The 15404-nt window shown below is 55.2% G+C and carries 6 protein-coding genes; 1 reads left to right on the forward strand and 5 read right to left on the reverse strand.

From position 1 onward, the window contains the following. From HBA55_RS08795 to HBA55_RS08810, 4 genes are all read right to left on the reverse strand, one after another. Positions 1-8973: retention module-containing protein (locus HBA55_RS08795; protein ID WP_166989594.1), on the reverse strand; the 8973-nt coding region annotated here is incomplete at its 3' end. A gap of 62 nt (positions 8974-9035) precedes the next feature. Further along, complete coding sequence (locus tag HBA55_RS08800) at positions 9036-10331, reverse strand: TolC family outer membrane protein (RefSeq protein ID WP_166989596.1); 1296 nt, start codon at positions 10329-10331, stop codon at positions 9036-9038. A 455-nt stretch (positions 10332-10786) separates the two neighbouring features. Then, complete coding sequence (locus HBA55_RS08805) at positions 10787-12181, reverse strand: HlyD family type I secretion periplasmic adaptor subunit (RefSeq protein WP_338109381.1); 1395 nt, start codon at positions 12179-12181, stop codon at positions 10787-10789. Continuing rightward, on the reverse strand, positions 12165-14333 hold the full coding sequence (locus tag HBA55_RS08810; protein ID WP_166989598.1) for a type I secretion system permease/ATPase: 2169 nt from the start codon (positions 14331-14333) through the stop codon (positions 12165-12167). The genes HBA55_RS08805 and HBA55_RS08810 overlap by 17 nt, the downstream gene beginning before the upstream one ends. Positions 14334-14402: 69 nt before the next feature. On the opposite strand from HBA55_RS08810, the gene HBA55_RS08815 reads away from it, so the two are divergent. After that, positions 14403-14798, forward strand: a complete 396-nt coding sequence (locus tag HBA55_RS08815; RefSeq protein ID WP_166989600.1) for a hypothetical protein — start codon at positions 14403-14405, stop codon at positions 14796-14798. Here HBA55_RS08815 and HBA55_RS08820 read toward each other — a convergent pair. Then, positions 14791-15387, reverse strand: coding sequence for a regulatory protein RecX (locus tag HBA55_RS08820; protein WP_338109400.1), 597 nt, complete (start codon positions 15385-15387; stop codon positions 14791-14793). The genes HBA55_RS08815 and HBA55_RS08820 overlap by 8 nt on opposite strands. Positions 15388-15404 lie beyond the last annotated feature (17 nt).

The raw sequence follows: 15404 nt of genomic DNA on the forward strand, positions 1-15404 counted from the left end.
CGCCCCTTCGGTAACGGTGGCCGGGCCACTGATCACCGCGTAAACCGTGTCGGCCGAGGTGGTGTCTTCCGGATCATCGGTTTCACTGCCGGCATCGGTAATGGTGCCCACGCCCACCAGGTCGTTGCCCGCCGCGGCCACATTGGCGCTCAGGTTCGACAAGGTGACGTTGTAGGTTTCGTCGCCTTCTTTCAGGAAGTCATCGGTGATGGCCACGGTGAGGGTGGTTTGGGTATCACCGGCACCGATCGAGCCGCTGCCGCTGTTGGCGGCGTAGTCCGCGCCGGCGATGGCGCTGTCGTCGCTGGTGGCAAAGTCGAAGGTCACCGCTTCGGTGGTGGCGTGACTCAGGCTGACGGTAAAGGTGGCCGTGCCCGCGTCTTCGTTCACCGTCACGTCGTTGATGCGGATGGTCGGGGCGGTGTCGTTGTCCTGGATGGTGGTCAGCTGGCTCGGGGTTTGACCGTCGGCACCGTTGGTGGTGTCGATGGCTTCAAACTGACCGGTGTCTTCCACGCTTTGGATGCTGGCGGTAAAGGTGTCGTTGTCGAAGTCGGCGTCTTCGTGGGTATCAACCGTGAGTGTGGTGCTGCTGGCACCACTGCTGATGGTGACGGTCTGCGAGGTCGCGTCGTAGTCGCCCACTTCCGCGCTGCCGTTGGTAAAGACCACGGTCACATCGGTGTCGGCATTGACCGTGACCGCGTTGCCGCTGGCGTCGATCAAACTGACGGTGTAGTCGGTGGTGGTCGCCCCTTCGGTAACGGTGGCCGGGCCACTGATCACCGCGTACACGGTATCGGTGGCATTCACCGTTTCAGGATCGTCGGTCTCACTGCCGGCGTCGGTGATGGTGCCCACACCCACCAAGTCGTTGCCGGTGGCGGCCACATTGGCGCTCAGGTTCGACAGAGTGACGTCGTAAGTTTCGTCGCCTTCTTTCAGGAAGTCGTCGGTGATGGCAACGGTTATCGTGGTTTCCGTATCACCGGCACCGATCGAGCCATTGCCACTGTTGGCGGTGTAGTCCGCACCGGCGGTGGCGCTGTCATCGCTGGTGGCAAAGTCGAAGGTCACCGCCTCGGTGGTGGCGTGACTGAGGCTGACGGTAAAGGTGGCCGTACCCGCGTCTTCGTTCACGGTCACATCATTGATGCGGATCGTCGGCGCCGTGTCGTTGTCCTGGATGGTGGTCAGCTGGCTCGGGGTTTGACCGTCGGCACCGTTGGTGGTGTCGATGGCTTCAAACTGACCGGTGTCTTCCACGCTCTGGATGCTGGCGGTAAAGGTCTCGTTGTCGAAGTCGGCGTCTTCGTGGGTATCCACAGTGAGCGTTGTGCTGCTAGAGCCACTGCTGATGGTCACGGTCTGCGAGGTCGCATCGTAGTCGCCCGCTTCCGCGCTGCCGTTGGTAAACACCACGGTCACATCGGTGTCGCTGTTAACAGTAACAGCATTACCAGACGCATCGATCAGACTGACGGTGTAATTGGTGGTGGTCGCCCCTTCGGTGACGGTGGCCGGGCCACTGATCACCGCGTACACGGTATCGGTGGCATTCACCGTTTCGGGATCGTCGGTCTCACTGCCGGCGTCGGTGATAGTGCCCACGCCCACCAAGTCGTTGCCGGTGGCCGCCACATTGGCACTCAGGTTCGACAGGGTGACGGTGTAGGTTTCGTCGCCTTCTTTCAGGAAGTCATCGGTGATGGCCACGGTGAGGGTGGATTGGGTCTCACCGGCACCGATGGAACCGCTGCCGCTGTTCGCGGTGTAATCCGCACCCGCCGTAGCGCTGTCATCGCTGGTAGCAAAGTCAAAGGTCACCGCTTCGGTGGTGGCGTGACTGAGGCTGACGGTAAAGGTGGCCGTGCCCGCGTCTTCGTTCACCGTCACATCATTGATGCGGATTGTTGGCGCGGTGTCCTCTTCGCGAATGGTGGTAGTCTGGGTCGGCGTTTGCCCAGATGCACCATTGGTAATATCGATGGTTTCAAACTCACCGGTATCCTGAACACTTTGGATACTGGCGGTAAAGGTTTCATCGTCAAAATCTGCATCTTCAACGGTATCCACAGTAAACGTTGCACTGCTGCTACCGCTGCTGATCGTTACGGTTTGGGGCGCTGCATCGTAATCACCGGCCTCTGCTGTGCCATTGGTAAAGACGACGGTCACATCCGTATCGCTGGTAACCGTCACAACGTTGCCACTGGCATCGATGAGGCTTACGGTATAGTCCGTGGTGGTGTTACCTTCAACAACTGCACTTGGACCACTGATCACTGCATACACAGTGTCTGCTGCACCGGTTTCTTCTGGATCATCGGTTTCGCTACCGGCGTCGGTGATCAGCCCATTACCCGTGGCAGAGGTATTTGACGCATTGATAATGGAGGTCGCGTTCAGGGTAAATCCTTCATCACCCTCCAGCAGGAAATCATCCACAACTGGTGTGCGCACCTTGACTTCGGTATCCCCTGCGGCAATCGTGGCACTGGCAGCGTTTACCCAACTTCCGCCAACCTGAACCTGAATATTAGAAGCACCGACGGCACCATAATCCACTCCACTTCCTGTCGCTCCAGCATTCGACAAGGAAAGATCAAAGCTCACCGACTCTGCGCTCGGCGTGCTCAGACTGATGGTAAATTCTGCATAGTCCGCGTCTTCATTGACGGTAACATCGTCGATACTGAGGAGCGGGGCTTCATTACTGTCTAATACCACTGTCGTGGCCGAGCCGGTACCGATCAACGCCCCCGCACCAACAACAGAGTTAATGGTTACGGTTAAATCTTCTGCCCCTTCGAACACCTCATCGGCGATGGTCTGAAGATTAATAGTGACCTGGCTATCCGCATCGCCCGCAGGAATCACAACCGAATAGCCCAGTGGTGCAACGTAGTCGGAACCGTCAACATCACCACTGATGCTAAAGCTGATCACAACATTTTCGCTGGCGACCGAAGTCTGACTGAAGGTAAAAGTGGCTTGATTGCCTTCAATAACCGCTTCGTCCGTGGCGACACTGACATACAGAGTGTCGTCATTGTCCCCGATAAACCCATGAGCGGATACGCCACCAACACTTAGTGACAGGGCCTCTGTATCTTCATCCAGCACATCATCGATGGTCGGCAAAAGCACCTGAAATGAACTGACGCCTTCAGGCACCGTAAGCTGAGTACCCGCGCCATTCAAAGTCACACCGTTGGTAAAACTGATGCTGCCAAGATCATAGTCAGAATTGACGGTCGAAATATTTGCAACGGAAAACGCGTACTGCTCGGCCTCCTGTGTGGCTTGACTCAATGTAACGCTGAAGCTGAGGGTGTTGCCTTCCGTCTGGAAATCACCAGAGACACTTTGTACGCCAGGCGCCGGAAAATCATTATCAATGACAGAGGCGGTAACGGAATCGACAGGAAGACCGTCAAAATTAGGATCATCGCTCTCGACTGTACCCGTAATTGCAGAAACGTGGTTACCCTCGATCACTACATCATCAAACGCCCTGACGGTAATGCGCTGACTCTGATCCCAATCGTCGGGTGTAAAAGTCACCCGATGCGGTTGACCGACACCACTGCCCAAATCACTTTGAGCATCCGGCTGCAGGGTCACGGTAACGTTTTCTTCAGGACGAGCGGTCAGAACCACAACCAGATCGTCTCTGGCGCCGTCTTCAGAGACGGTGGTACTGCCACCCGTTTCAATCAGCCTGACACCCGCTTGGTCGTTGTCCTGAATTTCAACAATACCCGTGCCGTTGGTCACCACCAGATCTTCAAAACCACCGCCGCTGGTGCCTGTGATGGTCACCTGTGCGGTCTCGGTATTTTCAATTCGGAAGTCGTCAAAGGTGTCGATGCCAAAGCTGACGCTGGTAGCGCCGGCCGGAATAACCACCTCCCGTGTCACTGCCTCAAGGTCACCGTCATCGGTGGTGATATGCCCGATCACAACGGTCACGGTCAGATCTGTAGCAGGCGGATGACTGACGGTAAGAACGCAAACCGCCGTTTCTCCCTCCACTACCGGGCCTTCACCCGTCATGGTCAGGGTCGCGCTTTCCGTAGGCCCTGCGTCCAGAATGGTGGTTTCAATTGCCTCACCCAGTGCGACATTTTCGAAGCCGCCACCGCTACTGCCTTGTAGCGAAATCGAGAAAATCTCGCCGCTGTCGACATAGATATCATCCAATGTATCAACACTGAAATTGGCGCTGGTGGTACCCGCTGCAATTAAGATCTGTTGCGTGACGGGGGTAATATCTCCATCGTCTGTGGTGATGTGACCGACTTGAATTTCGACCAGCAGATCCGAGACAGGTGCCTTATCGACGCTGACGGTGTAGTTGGCAGTATCTCCTTCGTCCACCGAAGCATCCCCGGCAAGCGTGATGGTGGCCGTATCTTCGGGACCAGGGGTCGCGTCGCTGCCAATTTGATCAAGGATTGTGGTTACAACCGAGGTATCACCCAGAACCAGGTTCTCGAAACCGCCACCTGAGCTGCTATCAATACTGATCCGGAAGTCGCGATTGTCATTGTCGTAGGCATTATCGAGTGTTTCGACCTGGAAAGAGACGGACGTCTCACCGGGATTGAGAACAAAGGTTTCGTTGACCGGCACCAGGTCACCGTTGTCCGCGGTAATAAAACCGGTGACGATACTGACGCTCAACGGCGTTGCAACGGGATGCTCGACACTGAGGGTATAGTTGGCGGATTCGCCTTCTACGACACTGGTGTCACCACTGATATTGAGAACAACTTCATCACCTTCACCCTGGTCAATGATAGTGGTGTTGACGGGTTCGGCTGGCAGTTGTATCGCTTCATAGCCACCACCGCTGGACCCAACGACCGCAACGGAAAACTCTTCGCCGCCATCGGCATAAACGTCATTGAAGGTTTCAACGCTGAAATCGACGCTGGTACTGCCCGCCGGCAGTGTTACCTGCCGGGTGACTGCGCTGACGTCGCCATCGTCCGTGGTGATGTGGCCAATAACGATTTCGAGCACCAGATCTTGTGCCGGTGCCGGTCCCGCAGTGATGGTATATACCGCGGAATCTCCCTCGTTGACCGTTTCTGCACCCGCCAGGGAAATGACGGCGGTATCTTCCACGCCAGGTGTCGCGTCACTGCCCACCTGGTCCACGATGGTGGTTAAGACCCGGGGTTCCGCCACCTCGGTATTTTCAAAACCACCACCATCGACGGTAGTAATTTGCAGATCAAATTGACGCTCAGTGTTGTCATAGGCGTTATCCAATGTTTCAACACTGAAGCTGACTGAAGTCTCGCCGGCGGCAATCACAAACGTATCGTTAACCGCTACCAGATCACCATTGTCGGCGGTGATAAATCCGGTCACCACAGAAATTTGCAGATCGCTGGCTGGAGCCTTGTCCACACTCAGTGTGTAGCTGGCACTTTCACCCTCTACGACCTCGACATCCCCGGTAATAGATACATAAGCGGTATCCTCTTCTCCCGCAGGCGCATCGCTTCCGGTCTGGTCCAGAATCGTTGTGACCACCGGTTCGGGGTCCAGAGCAACCGCTTCGAACCCGCCGCCACTGAAGCTCTGCAGGCTGACGTTAAACTGCTCGCCGCTGTCAGTGTAGGCATCATCTAACGTCTCGACAGAGAAACTGACTTCATTTTGGCCCGCCGGAATGGTTACCTGCTGTACCACCGCGTTGATGTCGCCGTCGCTCGTCGTTAGATGCCCAACAACGACATCCACCACAAGATCAATGGCGGGAACTGGTGTCACTGAGAGCGTATAACTGGCAGCTTCCCCTTCAACCACCTGGGTGTCGCCGCTCAGGGACACCACGGCGGTATCCTCTTCCCCGGCGATGGCATCACTACCCACCTGATCGAGAATGGTAGTGACCTGCGTGGCGGTACCCACACTGAGTTGTTCGAATCCGCCTCCGGTCACCTCGGTAATGGTGACATCGAACTGACGCGCGTCATTATCGTAGGCGTTGTCCAGGGTTTGGATTTCGAAACTGACGGAGGTTTCCCCCGCGGGAATGACAAAGGTCTCATTGACCGGTATCAGATCACCGTTGTCCGCGGTAATAAAGCCGGTGACTACGGACACGTTCAAGTCTGTCGCTGCAACCTGGTCGACGGTCAGGGTGTAGCTCGCATTCTCGCCTTCGACAACCGTTTCGGAACCGCCGATGCTGACTGTAGCCCTATCTTCCTCACCGGCGATCGCATCACTGCCGACCTGATCAAGGATCGTGGTCTCAACCGAATCGTTGCCCACCTCAAGGGCCTCAAAGCCACCCCCGTTGACAGATTCAATTGAGACCGAAAAACGCTCTCCGCTGTCGGCGTAGGCATCGTCGAGCGTACTGACAGTGAAGTTGATCTCGGTCTGCCCGGCGGGCAGGGTAACCTGTTGCACCAGCGCCGATAGGTCACCTTCGTCCGTGGTGATGTGACCAACCACCACATCGATCTGAATATCGGTTTGCGGAGCAAGATCAACGCTGAGCGTATAGTTCGCGCTCTCGCCTTCAACGACCTCAGCATCGCCGCTCAGAGTCAGGGTGGCCGTATCTTCGACACCGGCAATGGCATCACTTCCGATTTGATCCAGTATTGCAGTGGTTGTGGTTGCGCCACTGAAGTCGACGTTTTCAAAACCGCCACCGGTACTGCCCTGCACCCTTACTTCAAATTGTTCTCCCGAATCCGCATAAGCGTCATCCAGAGTAGCCACGGTAAAATCAGCACTGGTGGTGCCTGCGGCAATGGTGATCTGAACACTCACAGGCACCAGATCGCCATCGTCCGTTGTTACATGGCCGGTGACCACATCCAAAAGCAGATCGGTGACGGGGGCCAGATCAACGCTAAGGGTGTAGCTGGCCGTTTCCCCTTCAACCACTGTTGCGTCTCCGGTGAGACTGATGGTTGCCGTATCTTCGGCACCGGGTTCGGCATCACTGCCTACCTGGTCCACAATCGTCGTGGTGATAACATCGTTGTCCACAACGACGTTTTCAAAACCACCACCGCTGGTGTTTGCCAGAGTGACATTGAATTCACGGCCGGAATCGGCGTAGGCGTTATCCAGTGTCTCGACCTCAAAGCTGACCGAAGTCTCCCCGGCTGGAATCACAAAGCTCTGGTTAACAGGGACTAAATCGCCCTCGTCACTGCTGATAAATCCGGTGGTAACCCCTACGGTAAGGTCCGTTGCTGTGGGCAGATCAACGCTGATGGTATAGGTGGCGTTTTCGCCCTCGACCACTTCCGCATCGCCGCTGAGCGTCACCGTCGCGGTGTCTTCCGGACCCGGTTCGGCATCGCTTCCGGTCTGATCGAGAATGGTGGTCGTCACCGGGTCTGTGTTCAGTTCGATGGCTTCGTAGCCACCGCCAATGGAGTCACCGGTTAAGGCAACCGTAAAGGTTTCACCACTATCGGCGTAGGCATCATCACTGGTATTAACCACAAAGGTGATGCTGGCCTGGCCTGCGGGCAGCACCACTTGCTGTACAACAGGCACAAGATCATCATCGTCTGTGCTAACGTGTGCGACGACGACATCAACGGTCAGATCTTCGCCGGGCACAGGATCTGCGCTTAGGGTGTAGGTAGCGGCTTCCCCTTCAACCACGGATTCGACGCCACTCAGGGTAATGATGGCAGTATCTTCCGGTCCGGGTTCGGCATCACTGCCAACCTGATCGACGATGGTGGTTGCCACCGTGCCGTTATCAATGACCAGATTTTCGAAACCACCGATGCCGGTAGCGGCAATGCTGATATCAAACTGCCTGGCGTCATTATCGTAGGCGTTGTCCAGTGTCTGGACGGTAAACGAGATGCTGGTTTCTCCAGCGGGAATGATCAGGGTTTCGTTAACCGGGATCAGATCACCATCGGCAGCGGTAATAAATCCGGTCACGATTTCAATTGTGAGATCTTCGCCTGCCGGATGGTCAAGACTCAGGGTATAGCTCGCGGCTTCCCCTTCCACCACTTCGTCCTGTCCAGTCAGGGTGAGAGTCGCGGTATCGTCTTCTTCATTGCCTGCATCATCAATGATGGTGACATCGACGAAGCGAGCGTTGCTGTCGATCAAAATGGCGCCGCCATCGCCGCGCTCAACAGCTTCAATGGTGATGGTAAAACCGCGGGATTCGTCAAGATAGACGTTATCGATGGAGTTGATAGGGAACTGCGCCGTATCGAGGCCGGCCGGTAGTGTTACGCTGGAGACGCCAGCGAAATCGGTGCCATCCTGAGCCACACCACTGTATGAAAAATAAACAGTAACTTCTGCGTCGACGCCGAAATTCAGGTTCAACTGAAACAGGCCGCTTTCACCTTCCAGAATTTCAGTGGTACCCGTTAGCCCCACCGCGGGCACACTGCTGCCACTGAAGTCGTCGGTGGTTTCAGTGCTGGCTGCCAGACCGTCGGTTTCAAATCCACTGGTAGGCGTCACCCTATCCGCCGTCAACTCAATACGGATTCCGGGAGTACCGGCACCACCCTCGGCACCACCGCCCTCACCGGCAGCAGGCGCTGGCAGCAATTCGTTAAGATCACCGCCGGCCTCCAGGGCCTCGGCAATTTTATCAAAATCGATGATCTCTTCTGGTTGGTCAGGCTGTGTGCTTTGCTGAATATCTTCGAGCAGCTGGAAAAGCTGTTGGTCCAGGGTCAATTGCTGATCCTGGCCGAGGGAAATCACTTTGCCATTGGTGAGTTTGAGCACAACCACACTGGCGGAGCCAGTCTGGAGGATGTCGTTTTCTCGCAAATGGTCGCCAACCGCCAGCGTGCGCGCTCCTTCCCCGGTCTTGGACACCGCCTCTCCCTGAGACGAAACGATCAGTCCGACCACGTTGGAACTGCCCTCATTCTGGGCGACAGCTTTTTGACCATCAACGAATTGCTGATTGAGTTTTACGTCATCTGCCATATTAACAACACCTAAGTGAAAGTCCCTATAAACACAAAAGCCGCCCGTAGGCGGCATTGGCTCTAAGATTCAGAGCTTAAATCCCGAAACTCGAAAAGCAGCTTGCCCATCGAGTTGTAAATTCTGTATTGAGAAAACAGCCGGTCGTAGGTGGCGTTAATCAACGTCCGCTTGGAATCCACCAACTCATTCTCCGTATTCAGCAAGTCCAACAGGGTTCGTCGACCGATGTTGAACTGTTTTAAATAGGCCGCTTTGGTATCTGTGGCCGCCCTAACGTGCATTTCCAGATATTTCATCTGCGCCTCAATCGCTTTAAAGGCACTCCAGGACAGTCGCAGACTTTCCACCACCTGGCGCTGGGTGTTGCCACGAATGTCTTTCGCCTCTTCCAACAAATAGGCCGTCTGTTTGCGACGGGCCTGGTCCGCACCACCGTTGTAAAGGTTGTAGGTCATCCGCAAAGCGACAATCAGGTCTTCGTTATCACCTTCGATCCCACCGATGTCTTCATCCCAACGTTTGTCGGCTTCCAGTTGCAGGCGAGGCCAAAACGCACTTTCGCTCGCCTTGTACTGGGCATGGGCCGAGTCTATATCGGCTCCCGCTGACAGCAGCGTTGGATGATTCTCCAGAGCCAATGCCTGGGCCGCTTCTACACTGGGTGGAAGCGATTGCCGCATGGTCGGCATGTGCAAGTCGTCCAGCTGCACATCAACACCGGTGATACGGTAAAAATTGGTTCTCGCGTCCATCAGATTGGTCTGGGCACTGATCAAGTTGCTCTGTGCCAGTGCCAATCGCGCGGAGATCTGGTCCAGGTCCGCCTTGCTGCCAACTCCGGATTTGTTCCGCAGCACCATCTGGTCATGGATATTCTGGTGTGCATATAGCGTCTCGCGAGCCAGGTCCAGCAGCTGATTGCGGCGCAGCAGGTTGAGATAGAGCTCAGCGGTTCGCAGCGCCGTTCGCTCTTCTATTTCCTGCAGCTTATAGGCGGAGCTGTCTGTCCTCGCCTTTTGCCGCTTGATCTCTTCGCTGGTGGCAAAACCATCGAAAACCATCTGGCGGGCTGCAATCGACGCCTCCTGACGAGTCAGGTCCACCTCTTCATTGCCGGTCGCGGGCGCTTCAATGGTCTCTCGACCGATTCCTGCAGCCAGATCGACAGTGGGAAGATAGCCGGCCTTCGCCTGGCGGATTTCCTGCCCCCTTGAACGTACCTCATTGCGCGCTGCCTGGACTTCAGGATTGGTTTCCAGGGTATGCCTTACCGCCTCCTTCAGCGTTAAGCCATGAGCCCCCATGGCCAGCAGCGCACCACACGCTGCCGCTCCGATGATCCCCATCAATCTCATAACGTTGGATTTCTCCCAAATCCCTAAAGCAAAACCGAAACTTTCTTCGTAACAATCTCTTTAACAGCGGATTGTAACGTTAAGAAAGTAACTAACAAAAGCTTCGCCTTAGCATGAAATCCTATATAGGGGCCAAATATCCACCAAAAGCGATACAAATCAACCAGATAACATCTAATCCACAGGGTTCAAATATTAAACTATGATGATTATAACGCCAAACAGCGGTTAAAAAAGGCTACCCTAATCACATTTAGGAATATAAAGATGATTTTTATGCCATTTCACTCAGATCGTGAAAAATCGGATTTTACGTGTTTTTACAACTCGCTGAGTGCCCCCACCCGCCCTGTCGGCGATACCTTCACATTTATTATTTCTGTTGAAGGTAGCCAGTGACGGTATATCGAACTCGAGTATAAACAAGCAGGCGCAAGAAAGCAGCCAACTCACGGCTATCGCTCTCGCAGCGCCAACTGCTTGGTCTTGAGTATGGGCTTTAACAGATAATCCAGTACAGATTTTTTGCCCGTCAGAATGTCTACACTGGCGGTCATGCCCGCAATGATCGGCAGTGCCTGGCTCTCACTGCCCAGAAAGTTTCGATCGGTTTCCACCCGCACCAGATAAAAGCTCTCATCGCTCTCATCGACAATAGTGTCCGGGCTGATATGGACCACCTCGCCGTCCAAGCCACCATGAATGGAGAAATCATAGGCCGAGAATTTAACCATGGCCTTTTGGCCGGGGTGTAAAAAGGCGATATCCGCAGGACGGACCCTTGCCTCCACCAGTAACTTATCTTCTGTGGGGACAATCTCGACAATATCCATACCCGGCTGAATCACACCGCCGATTGTTTTGACCAGCAGCTGCTTGACCGTGCCCGCCACCGGCGAGCGCACCAGGGTACGTTGCACCCGGTCTTCCAGTGCATCGCTGGTCTCCACCAGCCGCGACAGCTCCGCCGCCGCCTCACTTTTTTCCCGGCGCGCTTCAGCCTGAAAGGCAAGCTCTGCGTTATTGAGTTTCTGGCGGGCCTCCTCCAGACTCGACTCGGCTCTCGGCAGAGCCAGTTTGGCCCCCTGGAGCTCGCCTTCCAGATCATTGACCTGCCGTTCCAATCGCAGCAATTCTACACGAGAGATGGCCCCCTCATCGGCCAGAGGGCGAGTCATATTCAACTCGCTTTTTAACAGCTTCAGACTGCGTGCGAGCTGGTTTCGCTTGGCCTCCAGCTCAGACAACTCCTGACGCTTTTGCTGAACCTGCTGGTGCAGTACCTGGTTGCGGCTGTTGAGCTCCCGGCGGCGGGAGTCAAACACAGCTTGCTCTTCATCAAGCACCGAGGCCTCCAGATCCGAGAGCGCACTGATATCAAAGGGCTCGCCCTCTGCCTCGGCATCCAGCCTAGCCACCTTTGCCTTAAGCTGCGCAAGGGTCACGTCGGCCTCACGCAAGGATGAAGAAAAACGGGTATCGTCAATACGCAGCAACGCCTGGTTGGGTTCTACCCTTTGACCTTCCTGCACATGCAATTCAGCCAGAATGCCGCCCTCAAGATTCTGAACCACCTGCACATGGCTGGAAGGAATCACCTTGCCATCGCCACGTGTAAACTCATCCACATCCGCCAAGGCCGCCCAAATCAGCATCACCACAAAAAACAGGGCGATGGCCCACAGTAATTGCTGCCCGCCACGGGGGGACTGCTCCAGCACCGCACCCGCCGCTGAGGACATGTAGTCAATGTCGCGCGGGTCTCCCTGGGTATCCTGTTCAAACCACTGCTTCCACAGAGGTTTGCCCTGAATCTCGCGGCGCAGGGCGTCCTTAAGGTTGTGCAACACGGAGCTGTCCTTTTCTGAGGGCTTCCACAACGGATTCCTTGGGACCATCGGCGATCAATTTACCGCGATCCAACACAATGACCCGATCCACCAGGGACAAGAGTCCGGTCTTGTGGGTAACGAGCACCAGTGTTTTACCCGCAGAGGCCTTCTCAAATTTATCCTTCAGGCGAGCTTCGGTGCTGTGATCCATACCGGTGGTTGGCTCATCCAACAGATAAATGGGTGGATCGGTTAACACAGCCCTGGCAACCGCAATGCTCTGGCGCTGCCCGCCGGACAAGGCCCTACCCCGCTCCCCGACGGAGCGGTTAAAACCCGCCGGATGGCTGTTCACAAATTCAGTGACACCGGCAATATCGGCAGCTCGCAGAATCTCAGCGTCCTCCACATGGGGGGCGCCGTAGACAATATTGTCTTTGACAGAGCCATAAAACAGCACGGCGTCCTGAGGGACACAGCCGATATTGCTGCGAAGATCCGCGGGGTCAATCTGCTTGATGTCAACGCCGTCAACCAAAACGGCTCCGGATTGCGCCTGGTACAGGCCCAACATCAATTTTTGCAGAGTACTTTTACCGGAGCCGATGCGCCCGATAATGCCCACCCGCTCGCCGGGATTAATGGTAAAAGACACATTGCTCAAGGATTCCTGCTCTTCGCCGGGGTAGGCAAAGCTCACCTGATCAAAACGCAGACTTCCCTGCAGCACCGGTCGCTGGACAAACTGCTTGTCCTCGGGACGTTCCTGTTGCTTCTCCATAATCTGCTGCAGGCCGGTGTAGGCGGTCACGGTTTGATGATAATTAACCAACAATCCTGCTACCTGCCCCATAGGGCTGAGGGCACGGGAGGTCAGCATCACCGTCGCAATCAAAGCCCCCATCGTCAGCTCCCGATCGGCGATCAAATAGACACCGATGACCACCACCGCAACCGAGGTAAACTGCTGAACGGCCGCGGCGACACTGGTCGAGCTGCTCGACAACAGCCGCATTTTCTGGCCCCACTGGGACAAGTGGCCTACCGATGCCTCCCACTGGCTCTGTATGCGCCCTTCCGCCCCGAGGATTTTGACCGTCTCCAGGCCAGACAAGGTTTCAATCAAGGCTGCATTTTTCTGGGCACCCGCCTGATAGGTTTGCTCCACAGCCTGGCGCAACGGCCGCTGCAGGTAGAGGGCGTAGCCGATAATAATGGGAATCGCCGCCAGTGGCGCAAACACAACCGGGCCGCCCACATAGGCAATCACCACCAGGAACAACAGAACAAACGGAAGATCCACAAATGCGGTTACCGTCGATGAGGTGATAAAGTTGCGTACGGTATCGAATTCTCTGAGCTGGCTGGCAAAGGCACCGACAGATTCCGCCCTGTCGGCCAGCCGGGCACCCAGCACTTTTTCGAAAATATAGCTGGAAAGCAGCACGTCGGACTTTTTACCGGCCACTTCCAAAAAATAGGTACGCAGGGTTTTCAGCACCAGATCAAAGCCGTAAACGATCATGACACCGATGGCCAGAACCCAGAGTGTTTCCAACGCGTCATTGGGAACCACCCGGTCATAGACGTTCATGACAAACAGGGGATTGGCCAGTGCAAACAGATTGATCAGCAATGACGCCAGGAGTACGTCCCGATAGATACGCCAGGAGCCCGCCATTACGCTCCAGAACCAGTGCCCCTCTCTCTTGCGTTGGACGTGTTGAGTACGCTTATCAAAACGATAGGCCGGACGGGCAAAGATGCAGTACCCACTATAGAGGGCCGCCAATTCATCCAACTTCAGCTTTTGCTCGCCGTCGGTTTCCAGATCCAGCAATACCGCCTCTTGGGCAGTTTGATTGATCTCTACCAAAACAACAGCAGAATCATTACTCAACAACAAAACAGCGGGTAGGACCAGCGGCTGTATATCGGAGAGGTCCCGTTCAAGAATTTGCGCCTTGAACCCTGCCCGGTCCGCCGCCCTCACAAACAGCTCGGGGGTCAGCTTCTCGTTTACCAGCGGCAATCCAGCGGTGACGGCAGCCGCCGAACAGGGTCGATGTTCCAGCTTTGAAAGCTGCAACAGACAGGTCAACAGGGGGTCAAATACGCCTGAACTCACCTGAGCGTCGTCGATCATCTGGGGTCGGCCTTGAGAAGTCATTGGCATTACTAAATAATGAACGTGGCCCGCATTGTAAACCCTTGCCAGCGAAATAGCAGTGCCTGTTCAATGCAGAAGCAGTTTGAGGGCCATCTGATCAAACCCATCCAGAGGGAGCTCACAAATATCATGCCTTACGTCATTCGAAACCGGCAAGGTCAGATCACGGCGCTGCTTAAAGAACCTGCCTTGGGTCTGGAGGAGCACCTGGACTCGGCTCACGAAGATATTGTTGAGTTTCTAAACGAAAAAAAAGAGGATAGCCCCGAAAAGGCACTGGCCAGCTCGGATAGAGACATTGCTCGGGTGACTGAAGATTTGGTAAATCTGCTGATCGCCAAAAACCTGATTCTGTTTACAGAATTACCTGAGGCAGTGCAACGCAAGCTGCTGAACCGGGAGAAACTACGCTCTTCGCTACAGGGCGCCATTGAGAATTTTCTCGACGACGATGATGCTATATAAAGTGCTGGTAGTCGTCCTGGCTAAAACCACGATACTGTAGAAAGCGCAGCTGTTTGGCTTTTTCTTTGAGATCCCGCTGCGTGTTTCCTTGGGCAGCGCGGGTGAATTTTCGACTCCAGCTGGCAAAAGCCGCTTCTGCCCAGTCGTTTTGCTCGCCGAACACCTCGGCGTTGGCCAACTCACCATTGACCCCTTTGTCCCGCAACTCTTGAATGATGCGTTGAGGACCAAACCCCTTGCGTTTACGCATGGCAACATAGGCCTCTGCGAATCTCGCATCGCTCTGCAGATTCTCTGCCTGCAACTGATCAAGAACTACGTCCACAAGCGTTGAGTCATCAGGGTAGCGTTTGAGTAGTTTTTGCCGCAACTCCCGATAGGCGTGTTCCCTCCTGGCCAACAACCCCATTGCAGACCAGCGGATTGATCTGAGAGTGTCATCGGAGGAGTCTGACTCTGACTCGTCTGATTGAGAACTGATGGAGTTGAGCTGGGGGGAGAGTGAAGGGGAAGCAGCAACCTCCCCTTTTAATAGCGATCGCGCAGTGACCAGACCAAGCTCGTCGAGATTCAGCGGCGGGTTGGTCACCTTGGACAAGAGAGCTT

The organism is Pseudomaricurvus alkylphenolicus (assembly GCF_011683955.1).
GTDB classification, from domain to species: domain Bacteria; phylum Pseudomonadota; class Gammaproteobacteria; order Pseudomonadales; family Cellvibrionaceae; genus Pseudomaricurvus; species Pseudomaricurvus alkylphenolicus.

Excerpts from the sequence above, each read along its gene's own strand:
- HBA55_RS08815 (WP_166989600.1), top strand. The coding sequence starts at position 14,403 with ATGCAGAAGCAGTTTGAGGGCCATCTGATCAAACCCATCCAGAGGGAG.
- HBA55_RS08810 (WP_166989598.1), bottom strand. The coding sequence starts at position 14,333 with ATGACTTCTCAAGGCCGACCCCAGATGATCGACGACGCTCAGGTGAGT.
- HBA55_RS08800 (WP_166989596.1), bottom strand. The coding sequence starts at position 10,331 with ATGAGATTGATGGGGATCATCGGAGCGGCAGCGTGTGGTGCGCTGCTG.